Below are 20,361 nucleotides of genomic sequence, written 5' to 3'. Positions count from 1 at the left end.
ATTGTACTACTATTCTGCTAATATACTAAAAACCAAACCTCATTTAAACAAAAAAACTTCCCTTTTCAGAGAAGTTTTTGGTATCATTTAGACTATTTCCTAAACATCATCATAATCTACATAGATAGTTTCAGAGGTAGGATGCGCTTGACAGGTAAGAATCAAACCATCGGCGATTTCTTTATCGGTAAGGATAGAATTTTTGGTCATTTCGGCAGTTCCGGATGTAACGCGAGCCAGACAACTGCTGCATATTCCGCCTTGGCACGAATAAGGAGCATCAATACCTTGTTTTAAAGCGGCATCAAGAACGGTTTGTTTTTGTGACATTTCGAAAGTCGTTTCCTCGTCATCCACCATGATGGTGATTTTTGAATGGCCGCCTAACGATTTTTCTATTTTATTTTCTTTGGTTGAAGAAGCAAATAATTCGAATTTAATATTAGATTCTTTTACATTATGTTCCTTCAAAACTCCGGAAACAATATTGATCATTTCTTCCGGACCACACAAATAGAACTTATCAAATTCTAATTCCTTATGTTTGTTATTCAGAACAAAATTCACTGTCGATTTTTCAATTCGTCCAAACAAAGCGGGTTCTATTTTGGCTTGGCTGTACACATAATGTACAAAAAAGCGTCCTACATATTGCAATTGCAAATCGTGTAATTCTTGGTGAAAGATGGTTTCTTCTGGCGTTTTGTTCCCGTAAACCAATACAAAAGAACTTTTCGGTTCGTTTTTCAATACTGATTTTAAGATAGACATGACGGGAGTGATTCCGCTTCCGGCAGCAAAAGCCGCGTAGTTTTTTTGACGGTCTGCTTGCGGTTCAAAAGTGAATTTTCCTTCCGGTTTTCCCACTTCAAGAACATCTCCCGCTTTGAGTTTTGTATTAGCAAATTGAGAGAAAGCACCGTTTGCGACTGCTTTCACAGCAATGCGCAATTCCCCGCTGTCAGGAGCTGAGCATATAGAATACGCACGACGAATTTCTTCACCGTCCAAGGTTAATTTTAGATTGATATATTGACCGGCAACAAAAGTATAATTCGCTTTTAATTCCTCAGGTACGTTAAAAAGTATGGAAACAGCGTCTTTGGTTTCGCGTTTTACTTCTTTTATGATTAATTTCAGAAAGGATGACATGATATTTTTTTTGCAAATATAGTAAACAGAATAGGTTTTTTGAATTCAAAATATTTGAAAATTTTAATACCTAAAACTATTATGTATAAGAATCTTATGTATATTTGTTTTTAAAAATGAGATCGCTTTGTGCCTCGCAATGACAAAAAAATGAAAAACTCACAATTATACAAAGGAAGTCTGAATACGATTATCATGAAATTGCTGGAGGAAAACGGCAAGATGTACGGATATGAAATCACGCAGAAAGTAAAGGCGATTACGCAAGGAGAACTCAACATCACCGAAGGCGCTTTATATCCGGCTTTACACAAACTGGAAGCCGAAGGTTTGCTGGATGTAGAAATTGAAAAGGTGGATAACCGCATGCGAAAGTATTACAAACTCACGGAAAGTGGTCAGAAAGAAACCGTAAACCGACTTACAGAACTCGAAGATTTCATTCGAAACATGCAGAGTTTAGTGAACCCAAGTCCAAAATTAGAATTTTAATTTTTTGAAGATGAAATTAACCACCGAACAAATAGAATGCATCAATCAAACTTTAGTTAAAAAAGGGGTCAAGTTTGACGATTTGAAAATGGAAGTTTTAGATCATATTGCTTCAGAAATTGAGGAGAGACTGAGTAATGAAGAAATTTCATTCGACATTGTTTTTAAAGCAGTTTTTGAGAAATGGGAGCAATCGCTTGAAATTTCATCTAGCGGTAATTGGTTAGGAGCTTTTTTTAAAGCACCAAGAGCTGTAATTGAAAAATTAGTTACTTATTCTAAAAGACAGACTGTAAATATATTATTGTCAGCTATTGTTTTTGGTTTTGTATTAGCTCTTATTGTTTCAAATATTCAATCACAACAAACTTTTAACAGCTTAAACTTAGGGTTAAAAGGAGCGTATTTGGTATTGGTTTTAGCCACTGTTTTAAGTTTGTTTTTAATATGGAATTCTAAAATAAAAACAACTTATGGAAGGTTATTTCTTTACAGAGGTTGGCTAGTTTTTTTATTCCTTTTTCAGTTCAATATCAACAATGAACCACTAAAACATTTCGATACTAATAATTCCTTTTTGTATAATTTTATTAGTTGTCTTTTATTAGGTTTCCCCTTTACTTATTCTTTTTTTCAATTAATGATGGTTTATGAACACTACAAAATAGTAAAAAAGTTGAAATTAGTGTAATCTTGTTTTCGTACTATTAACCTGTGCACTTTTCATCATTTTTAAATTAATCCCTTCTAAAGCAGAAGCCTATTTAAAACAAACCTACCTGGAATTTAAATTAGAAAATTTGTAACGTTTTCTTATTTTAACTACATATTACAAAACCAAAATAACCAAACTATGATTCAAAAATTCCTTTATCTCGAATGGAAAGCATTTTTTAGGTCGGCTTCCTTCGCAACTAATTTGGCTTTGAAAATCCTGATGGGTTTTGTCGCCGTTTATTTCCTTTTAATCTTCTTAGCAGTAGGAGTCGGGGCCTTTTATATTCTGAAGAAAATGAATTTGGACCCAATAGTCACAGTGAATAAATTCATGATTTATTATGTTTTGATGGATTTAATCATCCGATTGCTGTTGCAAAAAATCCCGGTGATGAATATTCGCCCGATGTTGATTTTCCCCATTAAAAAATCTACAATTGTACATTTCTCACTAGGAAAAACTGTTTTGTCCTTCTTTAATTTGGTGCATGCCTTTTTCCTGATTCCGTTTTGTGTTGTTTTGATTATCGAAGGCTATGATGTGCTTTCCGTAGTGCTTTGGTACACTGCCATCTTTTCGTTGCTATATATCAACAATTTTCTGAATATTCTACTGAATAACAAGGATAATTTATTCGCCATTTTCTTGGCAATAGCAGCTGTTCTAGGAGGATTACACTACTACGGACTCTTTAATATCACGGAAATTACAGCGCCATTTTTTAATGCTATTTTCAATACGTATTGGGCTTTTGCCATTCCAGTATTAGTATTAATCGCTATATATTATGTTACTTTCCAGTATTTCAAAAAGAATTTATACCTCGATGCGGGATTGTCAAACAAACACGATGTTGCCAAAACGGAGGATTTGACTTGGTTGAACCAATTTGGAACCATAGGAACCTTCTTAAAAAACGATATCAAATTAATCAAAAGAAACAAACGATCTAAAACCACTGTGGGATTGAGCGTAATGTTTCTTTTTTATGGCTTTCTTTTCTTTACCAATGCAATTGCAGTTTACAATAACCCTGTAATGCACATTTTTGCGGGGATTTTCGTTTCGGGTGGATTCCTTATCACTTTCGGACAATTTGTACCGAGTTGGGACAGCGCTTATTATCCGTTAATGATGACGCAAAACATCCCGTACAAAGGCTATTTAAGTTCCAAGTGGTGGCTTATGGTAATTGCTACAATTGTGACCACAACCATTGCGTCATTCTATCTCTATTTTGGGGTTCATGTTTATTTAACTATTGTTGTGGGTGCGATTTATAATATCGGAGTCAATTCTCATCTGGTTTTATTAGGTGGCGCGTATACTAAAACACCAATTGATTTAAGTTCCGGAAAAGGCGCTTTTGGTGACAAAAAAGCATTCAACGTAAAAACGATGCTTATCTCAATACCGCAATTAGGATTACCCGTTTTACTGTATTGGTTAGGTTCAAAATTTGGAAACCCAAATATAGGCTTAGCGCTTGTAGCAGGTACAGGAATTATTGGATTTGCATTCAAAGAGAAAGCATTTTCCGTGATTGAAAAAATCTATAAATCAGAGAAGTACGCGACCATTGCGGCTTACAAACAAAAAGGATAATCCAGCGATTAACGAAATCAACAAATAACCGAATAAACTTTTTCAAAAATGATACAAGTAAACAACCTTTCGAAAACATACAACGGAACAACCGTATTAAAAATAGATTCTTTAGAAATAAAAAAAGGCGAAAGCTTTGGATTAGTAGGCAATAATGGCGCCGGGAAAACCACTTTTTTCAGCCTATTATTGGATTTAATCCAGCCGTCAACGGGAAATATTATCAACAATGACATTCAGGTAAACACCAGTGAAAACTGGAAACCCTTCACCGCTTCTTTCTTGGACGAGAGTTTTTTAATTGGCTACTTAACACCCGAAGAATATTTCTATTTCATTGGTGATTTACGCGGACAAAACAAAGCCGATGTCGATGCTTTACTGGCCACACACGAAGAATTTTTCAATGGAGAAATTCTTAAAAACAAGAAATATTTACGCGATTTATCTAAAGGAAACCAGAAAAAAGTAGGTATCATCGCTACCTTAATCGGGAATCCGGAGGTTATTATTCTGGACGAACCGTTTGCTAATTTAGACCCAACCACACAATTCCGATTGAAAAAAATCATCAAAGATTTAGCTGATAATCCGGAAGTAACCGTACTGGTTTCCAGCCACGACTTGCTGCACACCGTTGAGGTAAGTGACAGGATTGTCGCGCTTCACAAAGGCGAAGTGGTCAAAGACATTCAAACTTCTCAAGAGACTTTACAGGAATTAGAACTGTTTTTTGCGGTTTAAAATTCAACTAAACAGTCCTAAAAAAACCTTTTACCGCTAATTTGCGAATTGTAAACTCCTATGCGTTTATTCAATTTGTGAATTAGCGGTTTTATTTGGGCGTAACCCTCCGTCTCGTCCCAAAAGCCGAGACTTCGGGTCGGGCTGTCCGCTGTATCCACGCTAAAAAGCGTGGGATGCCGCTTCCATCCCTTACGCACGTCAGGAAAACCCAAATATAACGTCATAATTTTCACGATAGCAAAAAGAAATGTATTTTTACCAGTGCATATACTAAAAAGTATATTTAATAGTTAATTGATAAAAACGTTTTCCATTGAAAATCAATATATTTAAACCGTTATCTTTCTTGTTGTTTTTTGGTTTTTTGGTAGCGTGTTCTACTAAAAGAGACACCTTTATGGCTAGGAATTCCCATGCTTTAAGTACCAAATATAATATTTTATACAACGGTAAAGTTGGCTTAGACAAAGGAGTTCAGACGTTAAACACTAACAGCGATGATGATTTTTGGCAACTTTTGCCGGTAGAAAAAATGCAAATCGTAGAAGATTTCAGTTCCACAACAAAACCTAAAAATACTGATTTTGAATTGGCAGAAACTAAAGCCACCAAAGCCATTCAAAAACACTCGATGAACATTGGCGGAAAAGAAAAAAACAATCAAATTGACGAAGCCTATCTGATGCTTGGAAAAGCCAGATATTACGACCAACGATTTGTTCCCGCGCTAGATGCATTCAATTATATTCTGTACAAATACCCAAACAGCAGCCGAATTTATGAAGCTAAAATTTGGCGAGAGAAAACCAACATGCGTTTGGGAAATGATGCTTTGGTGATCAAAAACATCAGTAAATTATTAGAAGATCAAGACGTAAAAAAACAAGTTTTTGCAGATGCAAACGCGCTTTTAGCAGCTTCTTTTTTAAATTTAGAAGAAAAGGACAGCGCCGTTTCTAAGATAAAACTCGCCATCGAATACACGAAAGTAAATCAGGAAAAAGCCCGATACCGTTTTGTTTTGGGACAATTGTATCAAGAATTAGGATACAAGGACAGTGCCGTTGCTTTGTATCAATCCGTGATTGACATGAACCGAAAAGCAGACAGGAAATTTGTAATTCAGGCGCATGCCAAAAAAGCGGAGTTGTTTGATTATCAGGCTGGCGATACGGTTGCGTTTGCAAAAACATTCAATAAATTAATTCAAGACCGAGAAAATCGTCCGTACAAAGATTTGATTTTTCATCAAATGGCGGTGTTTCATGACAAGCAAAACAATCAGAAAACAGCATTGGAACTTTACAACGCATCGTTACAAACCAATTCAAAAGACACGTATTTAGTTGCGTCAAATTATAGAAATTTAGGAAATCTCTATTTTAGAAACGCTGAATATTCAGCTGCGGCAAAATACTATGACAGCACATTAGTTAAACTGAATACCAAAACAAGGGAATTTGGAAAAATCCAAAAAATAAGAAGCAATCTCGACGAGGTGATTTTGTACGAAGCATTGGCAAAACGAAATGACAGTATTTTAAATGTGGTTGCGATGAATCCTATGGATCGTTTGGCTTATTATGAAAAATACATTACTAAATTAAAGGAACAAGATGAGGTCAAAAGGCTTTTGGAGGAAAAAAACAAAGCCAAACAAGAAAACATGAACAGAAACAATTCGATTAGTTCGATAGATCCTGTTGCCAGTCAAGATGCCACAAAATCAGTTCGAAAATCACCTATGGCTCCGCCTACTATTGCTAGTGCGGTTTCTCAATCAGCAGCGGGTAGTTTCTATTTTTATAATCCTACAACGGTTGCTTTTGGAAAAGTAGAATTCAAAAAAAATTGGGGGGAAAGGACCTTAAATGGCAATTGGAGAATTGCATCGGCAAATGCAAATACAACAGTAGTTGATTCTTTGAGTGTAAATAAACAAACTGTTGGAGCGGAAGCGAATCCAAATAAAATAGTCGAGCAATACACGACTGATTTTTACTTGAAACAACTTCCAACCGCACAAATAGAATTAGACAGCATCAACAAAGAACGCAATTTTGCCTATTACCAATTGGGAATTATTTACAAGGAAAAATTTAAGGAAAATGATTTGGCTATCGCTAAATTAGAGCAATTATTAAACAACAATCCTGAAGAAAAACTGGTGCTTCCAACGATGTATAATTTGTATAAATTATATCAAATCAACGATGTAAATAAAGCTACAGCGTTAAAAAATAAGATCTCCACGCAATTTCCTGATTCTCGTTACGCACAAATAATTAATAACACAAATCCAAACGGAATTGCTCAAAACGAAACGCCGGAAAGTGTGTATAATAAATGGTATAAAGCATTTCAACAAGAACAATTTGTTAGTGTATTGGAAAATGTAGACGCTTTGATAAATCAGTTTTCAGGTGAGGAGATTGTATCTAAATTTGAGTTGTTAAAAGCAAATGCTATTGGTAAACTGAAAGGACTTACGGGCTACAAAAATGCATTGCAAGTAGTGGCGGATAATTATCCAAACAGTGAAGAAGGTAAAAATGCACAAGTTATCCTGACCGAACAAATTCCATTTTTAGAAAAAATGGAATTGAAAACAGCAGATTCTAATAATTGGAAAATTCTATACCGAGTAGGTTCTCGTGAAGATAAAAATACCAAAGCATTGGAAGAGAAAATCAAATTATTTATTGCAAGTGAAAATCTTCAGAAATTATATTATTCCTATGATATTTATACGGACAAAGAAAATTTCATTGTCATTCACGGAATAAAGTCACGGGTTTATGCGGATGACATTACTTTGATTTTGAAAGAAAATGCAAAATACAAAGCAATCGAATCTGCTATTGTGGTTTCGGGTGAGAACTACAAAGTGATTCAAATCAAGAAAAATCTTGAAACGTATTTAGTACCAATAAAAGAGTAAAATATGTTTGATAAAAAACAAAAATCTTACACTGATCTTTTGGGAAAAACCAATCGAATCGTGGAGGGAACAACCATAAAAGGCGATATCATTTCGCAAGCTGATTTTAGATTGGACGGAAATTTAATAGGGAACTTTCAGTCCGCTGGGAAAATTGTCATTGGCCCCGCGGGAAGTGTCTTTGGTGATATTGTTTGCAAAAATGCAGACATCGAAGGAAAATTTGAAGGAAAGATTCAAGTTACGGAAGTCCTGAATGTAAAAGCGAAGGCCAGCATTCATGGCGAAGTGTCCGTAGGGAAATTATCCGTGGAACCTGGTGCTGATTTTACCGCTTCTTGTGCGATGAAAACCAATATTAAAAATCAAAACTCGAATAATGGACAACAAAACTCCAAATAAAAACAATTTCAATAAATGGTTGGTATTTCTGGGGATTCCGTTCCAAATGGGAGTTGTCATTTTCGCATTTACTTATTTTGGGATGTGGCTGGATGAAAAATATTCAGACGAATCCTCTTCCTTTTACACTATTATATTATCGTTATTGTCTGTTTTTATAGCACTTTATAACGTAATTCGCCAAGTTAAAAATATTAATAAAAATAACGAATGATTAAAGTTTTATCGTTTCTGAAGTATTTAATACCCTTCACATTGCTCTTATTTGCTGCACAATATTATGGCACAGCGGCAATCAGTCAAGATCATGATTTCTTTTATGCTACTTGGAGTATCTATCTTTTCCTGTTTGTAACCACACTTTTAATATATGTATTGTTACTTTTTGTAAATGCTAATTTTCCGGATTTCACCGGTTTTGCGTTTCTGGGCACCACTTTCGTGAAAATGATGGCGGCTGTTGTTTTTTTGATTCCATTGATTCAATCAGAAGGGCGAGAAACTAATTTGGATATAGCGGCTTTTTTCATCCCTTATTTCCTATTTTTGCTTTTTGAAACAGTTTTTTCGGTACGATTAATAAATAAAAGATAAGTTGCTTGAAAATAATGCAATACGATTGTAAAATTCATTTTTTAAAATCATCATTATAATTTTCAATTTTCAATTAAATATGTACCTTTGCAAAAAATTTTAAAAACGTAAAATCAGATACACAATTAATAATGGTAATTTCAAAAAAATCACTTCAATTCCTGTTAGTTACTTTTCTAGCGTGTATGCCGTTGGTTACTTTCGCAAATCCAACCGCGGATAGTCTTCAAAATCACACTGAAAACGCTGCTCCTGTTGCAGAAGCACACGGAGAAACAGGTCATTCTGCTGAAAAAGAATTCAATGCCACGGAATTGATTAATGATCACATTGGTGATTCTCATGAATTTCACATTGCGGATTATGATGGTCATCCTATTACGTTTTATCTTCCTGTAATATTGTGGACAAACAATGGATTGGAAATTTTCTCTTCTGAAAAATTTCACCACGATAATGAAGGACACCATGTTGTTGATGTGAACGGTCAAAAATTAGTTCGTTTCAACGAAGTTATTTTTTACGCGGATAAATTTGAAACTTTAACTGAAGACCAAAGAAAAAACGGTGCTTTCGCATTTGATGCCAGACCACTTGATTTTTCAATCACTAAGAATGTTTTTTCGATGTTGATGTCAGCTCTTGTATTGTTCTTTTTGTTTCTTGCAGTTGCACGTTCATACAACAAAAATAAATTGGCGCCAAAAGGAATTGCTGGATTTCTAGAGCCGTTAGTAATATTCGTTAGAGATGAAATTGCTATACCTAATATTGGAACAAAAAAATACGCGAAATACATGCCGTATTTATTGACTATATTTTTCTTTATCTGGATTAACAACCTTATTGGATTGATTCCTTTTTTCCCTTTCAGTTCAAACCTTACCGGAAATATCTTCTTTACATTTGTATTAGCATTGATTACTTTTATTGTAACCTCTTTCAGTGCCAACAAAGATTATTGGAAACATATTTTTATGCCTCCAGTTCCTAAAGCATTATATCCTATTATGATTCCTGTAGAAATTATAGGAATGTTGACAAAACCTTTTGCATTAATGATTCGTTTATTCGCAAACATTACTGCAGGACATATTATCATCTTGAGTTTAGTCTCATTGATTTTTATATTCAAAACAGTAGCTGTGGCGCCTATTTCTGGAGCTTTCGTATTGTTCATGAGTGTACTTGAAATGTTGGTTGCGGCGTTGCAGGCTTATGTCTTCACGTTGTTGACAGCATTGTTTATTGGTCAGGCTGTAGCAGAGCATGATCATCATTAAAATGTGTTTTATTAATTATTAACTATATTAAATTTAGTATTATGGTATTAGCTGGAATCGGAGCTGGATTAGCTGTTATTGGTGCAGGTCTAGGTATTGGAAAAATTGGTGGTTCTGCAATGGACGCTATTGCTCGTCAACCTGAGGCTGCTGGAAAAATCCAGACTGCTATGATTATTGCTGCTGCACTTATTGAAGGTGTTGCACTTTTCGCAGTAGTTGTTGCGTTGATCGCAAAATAATTAAAGCTTAAAACTTCCTGATACGGTTGGTATCAGGGAGTTTTTATTTCTAAAACAAACTTTTTAAATATAAAAATATGAATTTAACAGCACCAGAGAGTTTAATTTTTTGGACCTCGATCATCTTTATAGTTTTCTTTATTCTTTTAAGAAAATTCGCTTGGAAACCAATTCTTGGCGCAGTAAAAGGTAGAGAAGATTCAATCAATGAAGCGTTATCTTCAGCAGAAACTGCTCGTAGAGAAATGCAAAATCTTACTGCAGAAAACGAACGTATTCTTCAGGAAGCAAGATTAGAGCGTGACTCTTTATTGAAAGAAGCGCGTGAAATGAGAGAAAAAATGATTGCTGATTCTAAAGCTGATGCACAAGCAGAAGGCGCAAGAATGATTGAGCAAGCTAAAACAGCTATCTTAGCAGAAAAAAATGCGGCTATGGCTGAATTGAAATCACAAGTTTCATCATTGTCATTGAGTATTGCTGAAAAAGTATTAAAAGATGAATTATCTAACAAAGAAGCTCAAACTAAATTGATTGAGAATATGTTAGGTGACGTTAAATTGAACTAATTATGGCAAGTACAAGAGCAGCAATTCGTTATGCAAAAGCAATTTTGGACTTAGCAAACTCAAAAAATGTTGCCGAAGCAGTAAGCAGTGATATGAAAACTATTGCTACCACTATTAATGGGAATTTAGAATTGAGTACTTTTATTCAGAACCCTACCATTAAAGTTGCGGTTAAAGAAAATGCATTGTTAGAAGTTTTTGCAGGTATCAATGGGGTAACTAAAGGGTTGTTTCATTTGTTATTTGAAAACAAAAGATTCGAAATATTAGGTGCAATTGCTACTGAATATGGTAAATTATCTGACTTAGAAAATGGTATTGAGTTGGCACAAGTGACTACTGCTATTCCTATGGATGTAGCTTTAGAAGCACAAGTTTTAGCCAAAATAGCAACACTTTCAGATAAGAAGATAACAATTGAAAATATAGTAGACCCTGCAATTATTGGAGGTTTTATTTTGAGAATAGGTGATAAGCAATACAACGCTTCAGTTGCCAACAGATTACAAGTATTAAAAAGAGAGTTAAGTAATTAGTTTTATTGCACATTTAAGTGTTTAAATTATAAATTAAGATGGCGGAAATCAAACCTGCTGAAATTTCAGCAATATTAAGAAAGCAAGTAGAAGGTTTTGAATCTGGTGCTACACTAGAAGAAGTAGGAACCGTACTTCAAGTTGGAGATGGTATTGCTCGTATTTACGGGCTTTCTAATGTTCAATATGGAGAGTTAGTTGAATTTGACAATGGATTAGAAGCTATTGTTTTGAATCTTGAAGAAGACAATGTAGGTGTGGTACTTTTAGGACCATCTACAGGAATCAAAGAAGGTTCAACTGCAAAAAGAACACAACGTATTGCTTCTCTTAAAGTAGGAGAACAAATGGTAGGTCGTGTAGTAAACACACTTGGTTTTCCAATTGATGGAAAAGGACCAATCGGTGGAGATTTATACGAGATGCCTTTGGAAAGAAAAGCTCCTGGAGTTATCTTCCGTCAGCCCGTTACTGAGCCATTACAAACCGGTATTAAAGCAGTAGATGCTATGATTCCAGTAGGTCGTGGACAACGTGAGCTAGTTATTGGTGACCGTCAAACAGGTAAATCAACTGTTTGTATCGATACTATCTTAAATCAAAAAGAATTTTACGATGCTGGGAAACCAGTATTTTGTATCTACGTAGCTATTGGACAAAAAGCTTCGACTGTAGCAGGAATTGCTAAAATGTTAGAAGAAAAAGGTGCAATGGCGTATACTGTTATCGTTGCTGCAAACGCATCTGATCCAGCTCCTATGCAAGTATATGCTCCTTTCGCAGGTGCTGCAATTGGAGAATATTTTAGAGATTCAGGTCGTCCAGCTTTAATTGTTTATGATGATTTATCTAAACAAGCTGTTGCTTACCGTGAGGTTTCACTTTTATTAAGAAGACCACCGGGACGTGAAGCATATCCTGGAGACGTTTTTTACTTACACAGCCGTTTATTAGAGCGTGCTTGTAAAGTAATTGCTGATGACGGAATTGCTAAAAACATGAATGACTTACCAGATTCATTGAAATCAATTGTAAAAGGTGGTGGTTCATTGACTGCTTTACCAATTATTGAAACTCAAGCTGGTGACGTTTCTGCATATATCCCAACAAACGTAATTTCGATTACTGATGGTCAAATTTTCTTGGATGGAGATTTGTTTAACTCTGGTGTTCGTCCAGCAATTAACGTTGGTATCTCGGTATCTCGTGTTGGAGGAAATGCACAAATTAAATCAATGAAAAAAGTAGCAGGTACTTTGAAACTGGATCAAGCACAATTCCGTGAATTGGAAGCGTTTGCTAAATTTGGTTCTGATTTAGATGCAGTTACTTTAAACGTAATTGAAAAAGGAAAAAGAAACGTTGAAATCTTGAAACAAGGTTTGAACGATCCGTATACTGTTGAAGATCAAGTCGCGATTATCTATGCTGGTTCTAAAAATTTATTGAGAAATGTTCCTGTGAACAAAGTAAGAGAATTTGAGAAAGATTTCTTGGAATTCTTGAACAACAAACACAGAGCAACTCTTGATGCGTTGAAAGCAGGAAAATTAACAGACGAAATTACAGATGTAATCGAAACTGTAGCAAAAGAATTATCAGCAAAATATAACTAAAAAGTACTAAGTGATAAGTATTAAGTATCAAGATTTTCTGGGTACTTAATGCTTAATACTTAATTCTTCATACTTACAAAAAAATGGCAAATTTAAAGGAAATCCGTAATAGAATTACTTCCGTTTCATCTACGATGCAAATTACATCGGCAATGAAAATGGTTTCTGCAGCAAAGCTAAAGAAAGCACAAGATGCAATCACAGCAATGCGCCCTTATGCCGAAAAATTAACGGAATTATTGCAAAATCTTTCTGCTACACTGGAAGGTGACGCTGGTGGTGAATTTACAACACAACGCGAAATCAAGAAAGTACTACTTGTTGTAGTAACTTCTAACAGAGGTTTAGCAGGTGCTTTTAATACCAATGCAATCAAAGAAGCTAAAAGCCGTGCTGAATTTTACGCAGGGAAACAAGTTGATATTTTTGCTATTGGAAAAAAAGGAAATGATGTTTTAAGTAAAACATTACCGGTTGTAGACAATCAAAGTACTGTTTTTGATGATTTGACTTTTGATAATGTGGCTAAAATTGCCGATTCACTAATGGAGAAATTCGTTGCCGGTGAATACGATAAAATTGAGTTGATTTACAATCAATTTAAAAATGCAGCTACACAAATCGTTCAAACAGAGCAATTTTTGCCTTTAGCATCTTTAAAATCTGATCTTACGGTTACTCCGGGAGATTATATTTTTGAGCCATCTAAAGAAGAAATCGTGTTGACATTGATTCCAAAATCGTTGAAAACACAATTGTATAAAGGAATTCGTGATTCATTTGCTTCAGAGCACGGAGCGCGTATGACTGCCATGCACAAAGCAACTGATAATGCAACGGAATTGAGAAATCAATTGAAATTAACATACAACAAAGCACGTCAGGCTGCTATTACTAACGAAATCTTAGAGATTGTTGGTGGAGCAGAAGCGTTGAATGGATAATTTATTAATTCAAAATATTTAGAGAGCCACGCATAGCGTGGCTCTTTTTGTTTTAATTTTATACTTTTAAACAATAGCATTAAGAATGAATTTACAACTTAGAGAACTCACCACAAAACAAGAAATGTTGGCTCAGTATGAAGTCATGCAACATTTATACACCAATTTCACTTTAGAAAAATACGATTCCTATCTTACGGAAATGATTCCGCATAATTACAAGCAAATCGCCGTTTTTGAAAATGAGGTTTGTGTTGGACTCTCAGGATTATGGTCTGGTATCAAATTATGGTCTGGTAAATATCTGGAAATTGACAACTTTATTGTGCATCCGGAGCATCGCAAAAAAGGAATTGGTAAGATGATGACGGATTATGTTGATGCTAAAGCAAAAGAACTGGGCTGTACCATGATTGTGTTAGATGCTTTTACCGGAAATTTCACCGCACATCGGTTTTATTATAACCAGGGTTATATTCCTAAAGGATTTCATTTTCTTAAGATTTTAAACGAAGAAGGATTAAGCTAAATCGAGAATTATGAAAGGATATAAAATAATTAGTTTCTTATTGATTACGGCAATCAGCCTAACTTTTTGTGCTATGAAACAAGAATTTCAAACAGAATTCCCTCAAGAAATACAGTCGATTTTTTATCAGAAAATAAAAAAAGGTACGGAAAGCAGCGCAATCAATTTTTATATCGAATTCAAAAATCCGCTGTCAGCAAATATAAAACTGGAAAAAATCTATTTTCACAATCAAGAATCTCTAGTTCAGGAAATTACACCAAAAGACTTTAAATCTACTTTTTTGCAAAGCAATAAAAAAGAAGATTTGATTATGGATAAAAATCCTGCCAAAGAATATGGCAATAAAGCACCAGTCGTTTCAAAATCTAAATTCGATTTAAAGTCTAACGAAGCAATTTTGGAATATAAGAAAGACAGTAAAACCCTTTTTTATAAAATATTGAATGTCCAAGAAAAGCCATTAAGATAACTGCGCATTAGAAAAGCTTTTGTAATTGATTTTTCTCTTTCAAAACAAACTTTCACATCAGCGGTTTAAACCAAAGAATTAGTTATTTTTGTTTCCTTAATTTTAATAAGTACACCATTTTGGGATTATATAAAAATCTTTTTAAACAGACGGCCATTTACGGATTAGCAACGGTTGTGCCGCGAATGTTCAGTTTTTTATTGGTGCCATTATACACAGATTTACTCCCAAAAGCTGAATACGGAAAGGTTTCAATCATTTTTGCCGGAATGATTTTCTTCAATGTCATTCTTTCTTACGGAATGGAAACCGCTTTTTTTAGGTTTTACAATAAAGAAACCAACAAGAATTCAGTAGTTGAAACTACGTCCGTTTCAATTTTTTGGACTTCCATTACGTTCTTATTCCTAGCCTTATTATTCCGAAATACAATATCGAGTTGGGCTAAAATAGACGAACAATACATAAGTTACACGATTTGGATTTTAGTACTTGACGCTTTGGTGATTGTTCCATTCTCTAAATTAAGAGTCAATCAGCAACCGGTAAAATATGCGATAATCAAAATAGGAAATGTAGCCGTTAATCTGTTTTTGAACCTTTTCTTTTTAAGTTATTTACCCGCGATTGCAGAATCGAATCCAGACAGTATTTTACGCTCTTTATACCTGGAAGATTTTCAGATTGGCTATATTTTTGTGTCCAATATTGTTGCCAGCTTACTCACATTTATAGTGTTGTCCCCCAATTATTTCAAACTGAAATGGCATTTTGATTATTCTCTTTGGAAACGGATGATGCAATACGGTATGCCAATAATGGTCGCCGGAATCGCATTTGCCATCAACGAACAGTTCGACAAAATTTTATTGGGCTATTTATTACCTCCAGATATTGCCGATGCGGAAGTAGGAGTGTATTCCGCCTGTTACAAGCTTGGGTTGTTCATGGTTTTGTACCGTACGGCATATACTTTAGGAATTGAACCTTTCTTTTTCAGTCACTCGGATAGTCAGGATGCACCACAAACGTATGCTACAATCACCAAATATTTTGTCATTTTTGGGTCTTTTATATTACTGTCCGTCATCGTTTTTGCGGATATTCTAAAAGTTATTATGATTCGGGATGAGTCCTATTGGGAAGCCATGAAAGTAGTGCCGCTGATTATTCTGGCCAACTTCTTCTTAGGAATTTATACCAATCTTTCCGTTTGGTACAAACTAATTGACAAAACTCATATTGGTGCCTATATTTCCATTGTGGGAGCCATAATCACACTCGCCTTAAATTACCTATTAATTCCAACAATGAGTTATTATGGGTCGGCAATTGCCACTATTGCGGCGTACGGAAGCATGATGTCCATCTCTTATTATTTTGGAAATAAATATTATCCCATTCCGTATGATACCAATAAAATATTCATGTATTTATTGATATCAATAGGATTTTCGGCAGTTTCATTTTATGGTTTCAGAGAGAATTATTACGTAGGAATCACGTTATTACTAGTGTTTATGTATTTTATATACCACAATGAAAAAGAGTTATTAATCAAAATGTTGAATCGAAAAAAGAATTAGAACCTGGTTTTTAGGAGCTATTTCCTGCTATTCGTTGCAATCTTTTCCTTTTTAAAGAAAAAAGGAAAAGGATTTCCACTGCTATCAGGTCTAAAAATTCGAAAACAGTACAAAAGAATATGTTGATACAAGTCACAACTTGTCCCTCCTGTATTCCTTTTTTAAATAAAAAACAATGACAATAAACATCATCAACAAATCACAACATGCCTTGCCTAACTATGAAACCATAGCCTCGGCAGGAATGGACTTACGAGCCAACTTATCGGAATCCATAACACTAAAACCACTGGGAAGAGCTATCGTAAAAACAGGTCTTTTCATCGAATTACCTATAGGTTACGAAGCACAAGTGCGTCCAAGAAGCGGACTAGCCGCCAAAAACGGAATCACGGTACTGAATGCTCCGGGAACAGTAGACGCCGATTATCGTGGCGAAATTGGAGTTATTTTAGTAAATTTATCCAATGAAGATTTCGTTATCCAAAACGGAGAACGCATTGCCCAACTAATCATCGCAAAACACGAACGTGCGGAGTGGATTGAAGTTCAGGAATTGACAGAAACCTCCAGAGGAGAAGGCGGTTTTGGAAGTACTGGAGTGAAATAAATTTAATATTTTAAAGATTGAAAAATTTAAAGATTTGTGATAATTTTTAAATTTTTCAATCGTCTAATCTTTCAATAAAAAAAAACATGAAAATAATTGTCCCAATGGCCGGCCGTGGATCACGCCTTCGCCCACATACATTAACGATTCCTAAACCTTTAATTCCTATCGCCGGAAAACCAATCGTGCATCGCTTGGTAGAGGATATTGCAGGTGTTTTGAACCAAGATATCGAAGAAGTAGCTTTTATCATTCATGAAACATTTGGTAAAAAAGTTGAAGAAGAACTTATTGCTATCGCACAAAAACTAGGCGCCAAAGGAACTATTTATTATCAAAACGAAGCTTTAGGAACTGGTCACGCGATTATGTGTGCCAAAGATTCTTTGAGCGGACCAGCCGTTATCGCTTATGCAGATACGTTAATTCGTGCAGATTTCGATCTAGATAAAAATGCCGACAGCGTGATTTGGGTAAAACAGGTAGATGAACCAGAAGCTTTTGGTGTTGTCAAACTGAATGAAGCGAATGAAATAGTAGAATTAGTAGAGAAACCGGCAACTTTTGTTTCTGACCTTGCCGTGATTGGAATCTACTATTTTAAAGATGTTGCCGTGCTGAAAAACGAATTACAATTAGTATTAGACAATAACATTATTCACGGTGGTGAATACCAGATAAATGACGGTATCAAACAGATGATGGCCAAAGGCATGACTTTCGTTCCCGGTAAAGTGGATGAATGGATGGATTGCGGTAACAAAAACGTAACGGTGGAAACGAATTCCAGAATGTTAGGTTTCTTGCATAATGATGGCGAACATTTGGTGGATTTTGATGTCAAATTAGAGAATTCGACTATTATTCCGCCTTGTTATATCGGTAAAAATGTAGTTCTGACAAACGCAACTGTTGGTCCAAATGTTTCTTTAGGCGATGGATGTCATGTTTCAAATAGTACGATACAAAATAGTTTGGTGCAAACACATTCCCATATCAAAAATGCGAATTTAGACAATGCAATGATCGGAAATCACGCGAGTTTCGATGGTAATTTTACCAGCATTAGTATCGGAGATTATTCGGTATTGGAATAAATAAAATACAATTCCTGCATCTTTTTAAAATGATGCAGGATTAAATTTGAAATGAAAAAAAGCGCTTTCATAATTTTATTTCTCGTTTTGCAATGCAATTCGGCTTTGCTGTGGGCGCAAACGGAGCCCGAAGAAATCAAGCTTGATACCGATCAGTTTCAGGAATTTTTTTATGAATCCTTACTTCAAAAAGGGATTGAGAACTATGATAAAGCGATAGTAGCTTTGGACAAAGCCGATAAATTAAAACCCAATGATGCAGCCGTTTATTATGAATTAGGAAAGAATTATTTAGCATTAAAAGAGTATAAAAGTGCTTATAATTACTTTGAAAGCGCGACCAAGATTGATCCTAATAACAAGTGGTTTTGGATAGGAATGTATGATGTGAGTTATGAAACTAAAAATTTCACTCAGGGAATTAATGTTATTAATAAGTTGATTGAATTTGATCCAAAATATAAAGAAGATTTGACCTCACTTTATATGGGGACCAATCAGTATGAGAAAGCGTTGGCGCTGATTCAGGAATTGAATGAAACTGTTGGAAAAACAGATCGAAGGGAATTATACAAAAGCCAAATCTTGTCCGAAGGGAAGTTTCAGAACAATGAGATTTCGAATCTGGAAGGATTAATTGTTAAAAACCCGCAAGAAGAGTCTAATTATATCAGTTTGATATTTTTGTATTCTAAAAATAATGAAGAAACAAAAGCTTTTGAAACCGTCAAAAAACTCGAAAAAGCAATCCCAAATTCGGAGTGGGCGCAAGTGAGTTTATTCAAAAATTATTTAGATGCTAATGACGCACCAAAAGCGATAAAAGCAATGAATATTGTTTTGGCTAGCGCCAAAATAGATTTGAAAATTAAGCATAGGATTCTTAATGAGTTTCTGATTTTTACCGATAAGAATCCTCAATATTCGCCTGATTTAGAAAAAGCAGTTGGTTATTTCGAAAATGACAAAACTGTTGATGTTGCGAAAGAAATTGGAAAATTTTTTCACGCTAAAAAACAATGGGAAAAAGCCATTATGTATTATGAAAAATCGGTAAGCAATGCAGTAGGCGATGTTGTTGAGACGCATTTGCTTTTGCTTCAAGCGCATACGGAGATGAAACAATTTGATGTCGTAGCCAAGAAAGCTCTGGAGCTGGTAGAGACTTTTCCAACGCAGCCTCAGTTTTATTATTATGCTGGTTTGGCTAACAATCAGCTTCAGCAATTTAAAAAAGCGAAGGATTTTTTAGAAATGGGCATGGATTATGTAGTGGAGAATAAGGAATTGGAAATAAATTTCAATATCCAACTTGGAGAAGCGTATAATGGTTTGGGAGATTTCAAGAAAAAAGACTTGTTTTTCGCTAAAGCCAATCAATTATTAAAAGAAAAAAAATGATCAAAAAAATTTCAATACTAGTACTTCTTACGGTTTTTATGGTTTCTTGCAAATCGAAAGCTATTGCTATTGCAGCCGGTAATGAACCAGTCGCATCAGCAGAACAAATGTCGGCCAAAAAAATAATAGAAAATCATTACAACAATAAAAACGAATTTTCTACATTATATATTAAGTCAAGCGCCCGTTATGCCGATGATAAACAAACGCAAAATGTTACCGCTGAAATCAAAATCAAGAAAGACGAACAGATTTTGGTAAGCATTCGTTTTCTGGGAATTACAATGGCAAAAGCATTAATCACTCCTAAAACAGTGAGCTATTACGAAAAGATAAATGGAAAATATTTTGAAGGAGATTTCAGTAGTTTAAGCCAATGGTTGGGAACGGATTTAGATTACAATAAAATCCAGAACATGTTGTTAGGTCAGGCCATTGATGATTTAACCAAAGGCAAATATCTAGAAACGTTATTGGAACAAACGTATCGATTGGATGATACATCGAATAAAAATACGAAAAAATCATTCTTTTTAGATTCCGATAAATTTTTAGTTCAAAAACAAGAAATCACGCAAACTGCCGAGGAGCGAATGATCAAAGTGGCTTACGCTGACAACAAAGTATATAATGAGGCAATTTTGCCTACGAGCGTTTTGATCAATACGTTTCAGAAGAAAGGAAACACCGAAATTAATCTGGAATACAACTCAGTAACTTTCAATGAAGAACTTTCTTTTCCATATAGTGTTCCAAATGGGTACAAAAGAATTATAATTAAGTAAATTAGCAAAAATATTTTTTCGATATGCCAAAATTTCTCCT

Annotated in this window: 22 protein-coding genes; 21 read left to right on the top strand and 1 reads right to left on the bottom strand. The window is 34.8% G+C overall.

Features of this window, described 5'->3' with window-relative positions; all coding sequences use genetic code 11:
* Positions 1 to 99: 99 nt before the first annotated feature.
* Positions 100 to 1,152 (bottom strand): 2Fe-2S iron-sulfur cluster-binding protein, encoded by a 1,053-nt coding sequence (locus tag IWX80_RS05505; protein ID WP_196852492.1) that lies wholly within the window; start codon positions 1,150 to 1,152, stop codon positions 100 to 102.
* A gap of 150 nt (positions 1,153 to 1,302) precedes the next feature.
* Between IWX80_RS05505 and IWX80_RS05500 the strand changes: the two genes are divergently transcribed.
* The 21 genes from IWX80_RS05500 (at position 1,303) to IWX80_RS05400 (ending at position 20,321) form a co-directional block, all read left to right on the top strand.
* Positions 1,303 to 1,644, top strand: coding sequence for a PadR family transcriptional regulator (locus tag IWX80_RS05500; protein WP_196852491.1), 342 nt, complete (start codon positions 1,303 to 1,305; stop codon positions 1,642 to 1,644).
* Positions 1,645 to 1,654: 10 nt separating this feature from the next.
* Positions 1,655 to 2,335 (top strand): hypothetical protein, encoded by a 681-nt coding sequence (locus tag IWX80_RS05495; protein WP_196852490.1) that lies wholly within the window; start codon positions 1,655 to 1,657, stop codon positions 2,333 to 2,335.
* A gap of 162 nt (positions 2,336 to 2,497) precedes the next feature.
* Complete coding sequence (locus IWX80_RS05490; RefSeq protein WP_196852489.1) at positions 2,498 to 3,967, top strand: DUF5687 family protein; 1,470 nt, start codon at positions 2,498 to 2,500, stop codon at positions 3,965 to 3,967.
* Between the two features lie 48 nt (positions 3,968 to 4,015).
* The gene (locus IWX80_RS05485; protein ID WP_113664739.1) at positions 4,016 to 4,711 is read left to right on the top strand and encodes an ABC transporter ATP-binding protein; all 696 of its coding nucleotides are present in this window, start codon (positions 4,016 to 4,018) and stop codon (positions 4,709 to 4,711) included.
* 316 nt (positions 4,712 to 5,027) lie between these two features.
* On the top strand, positions 5,028 to 7,655 hold the full coding sequence (gene porW, locus IWX80_RS05480; protein WP_196852488.1) for a type IX secretion system periplasmic lipoprotein PorW/SprE: 2,628 nt from the start codon (positions 5,028 to 5,030) through the stop codon (positions 7,653 to 7,655).
* 3 nt (positions 7,656 to 7,658) lie between these two features.
* Positions 7,659 to 8,057, top strand: coding sequence for a bactofilin family protein (locus tag IWX80_RS05475; protein ID WP_196852487.1), 399 nt, complete (start codon positions 7,659 to 7,661; stop codon positions 8,055 to 8,057).
* The gene (locus IWX80_RS05470) at positions 8,035 to 8,271 is read left to right on the top strand and encodes an AtpZ/AtpI family protein (protein WP_196852486.1); all 237 of its coding nucleotides are present in this window, start codon (positions 8,035 to 8,037) and stop codon (positions 8,269 to 8,271) included. The genes IWX80_RS05475 and IWX80_RS05470 overlap by 23 nt, the downstream gene beginning before the upstream one ends.
* The gene (locus IWX80_RS05465) at positions 8,268 to 8,651 is read left to right on the top strand and encodes a hypothetical protein (RefSeq protein ID WP_196852485.1); all 384 of its coding nucleotides are present in this window, start codon (positions 8,268 to 8,270) and stop codon (positions 8,649 to 8,651) included. The genes IWX80_RS05470 and IWX80_RS05465 overlap by 4 nt, the downstream gene beginning before the upstream one ends.
* A 131-nt stretch (positions 8,652 to 8,782) precedes the next feature.
* The gene (gene atpB / locus IWX80_RS05460) at positions 8,783 to 9,934 is read left to right on the top strand and encodes a F0F1 ATP synthase subunit A (RefSeq protein WP_196852484.1); all 1,152 of its coding nucleotides are present in this window, start codon (positions 8,783 to 8,785) and stop codon (positions 9,932 to 9,934) included.
* 41 nt (positions 9,935 to 9,975) lie between these two features.
* Positions 9,976 to 10,176 (top strand): ATP synthase F0 subunit C, encoded by a 201-nt coding sequence (gene atpE, locus IWX80_RS05455; protein ID WP_031453874.1) that lies wholly within the window; start codon positions 9,976 to 9,978, stop codon positions 10,174 to 10,176.
* Positions 10,177 to 10,253: 77 nt separating this feature from the next.
* Complete coding sequence (locus tag IWX80_RS05450; protein WP_091166431.1) at positions 10,254 to 10,745, top strand: F0F1 ATP synthase subunit B; 492 nt, start codon at positions 10,254 to 10,256, stop codon at positions 10,743 to 10,745.
* A 2-nt stretch (positions 10,746 to 10,747) separates the two neighbouring features.
* The gene (atpH, locus tag IWX80_RS05445; RefSeq protein ID WP_196852483.1) at positions 10,748 to 11,281 is read left to right on the top strand and encodes an ATP synthase F1 subunit delta; all 534 of its coding nucleotides are present in this window, start codon (positions 10,748 to 10,750) and stop codon (positions 11,279 to 11,281) included.
* A gap of 38 nt (positions 11,282 to 11,319) precedes the next feature.
* Positions 11,320 to 12,897, top strand: coding sequence for a F0F1 ATP synthase subunit alpha (gene atpA, locus IWX80_RS05440; protein ID WP_113636179.1), 1,578 nt, complete (start codon positions 11,320 to 11,322; stop codon positions 12,895 to 12,897).
* A gap of 83 nt (positions 12,898 to 12,980) precedes the next feature.
* Positions 12,981 to 13,841 carry an ATP synthase F1 subunit gamma gene (gene atpG, locus IWX80_RS05435; protein ID WP_121364084.1) on the top strand — a complete coding sequence of 287 codons (861 nt, stop codon included), beginning with the start codon at positions 12,981 to 12,983 and terminating at the stop codon, positions 13,839 to 13,841.
* An 85-nt stretch (positions 13,842 to 13,926) separates the two neighbouring features.
* On the top strand, positions 13,927 to 14,370 hold the full coding sequence (locus tag IWX80_RS05430) for a GNAT family N-acetyltransferase (protein WP_196852482.1): 444 nt from the start codon (positions 13,927 to 13,929) through the stop codon (positions 14,368 to 14,370).
* 10 nt (positions 14,371 to 14,380) lie between these two features.
* The gene (locus tag IWX80_RS05425; RefSeq protein ID WP_196852481.1) at positions 14,381 to 14,842 is read left to right on the top strand and encodes a hypothetical protein; all 462 of its coding nucleotides are present in this window, start codon (positions 14,381 to 14,383) and stop codon (positions 14,840 to 14,842) included.
* Between the two features lie 119 nt (positions 14,843 to 14,961).
* Positions 14,962 to 16,428, top strand: a complete 1,467-nt coding sequence (locus tag IWX80_RS05420; protein WP_196852480.1) for a lipopolysaccharide biosynthesis protein — start codon at positions 14,962 to 14,964, stop codon at positions 16,426 to 16,428.
* 175 nt (positions 16,429 to 16,603) lie between these two features.
* Positions 16,604 to 17,038 (top strand): dUTP diphosphatase, encoded by a 435-nt coding sequence (dut, locus tag IWX80_RS05415; RefSeq protein ID WP_196852479.1) that lies wholly within the window; start codon positions 16,604 to 16,606, stop codon positions 17,036 to 17,038.
* Between the two features lie 86 nt (positions 17,039 to 17,124).
* A complete protein-coding gene (locus IWX80_RS05410) occupies positions 17,125 to 18,135 on the top strand; it encodes a sugar phosphate nucleotidyltransferase (RefSeq protein WP_196852478.1) in 1,011 nt (336 codons plus the stop codon).
* Between the two features lie 51 nt (positions 18,136 to 18,186).
* On the top strand, positions 18,187 to 19,536 hold the full coding sequence (locus IWX80_RS05405; RefSeq protein ID WP_196852477.1) for a tetratricopeptide repeat protein: 1,350 nt from the start codon (positions 18,187 to 18,189) through the stop codon (positions 19,534 to 19,536).
* Positions 19,533 to 20,321, top strand: coding sequence for a DUF4292 domain-containing protein (locus IWX80_RS05400; protein WP_196852476.1), 789 nt, complete (start codon positions 19,533 to 19,535; stop codon positions 20,319 to 20,321). The genes IWX80_RS05405 and IWX80_RS05400 overlap by 4 nt, the downstream gene beginning before the upstream one ends.
* Positions 20,322 to 20,361 lie beyond the last annotated feature (40 nt).

The organism is Flavobacterium sp. CAN_S2 (assembly GCF_015752255.1).
Taxonomy (GTDB): domain Bacteria; phylum Bacteroidota; class Bacteroidia; order Flavobacteriales; family Flavobacteriaceae; genus Flavobacterium.
The sequence above is the reverse complement of the archived record's forward strand: the minus strand, read 5'-3'. Positions and strand labels throughout refer to the sequence as shown.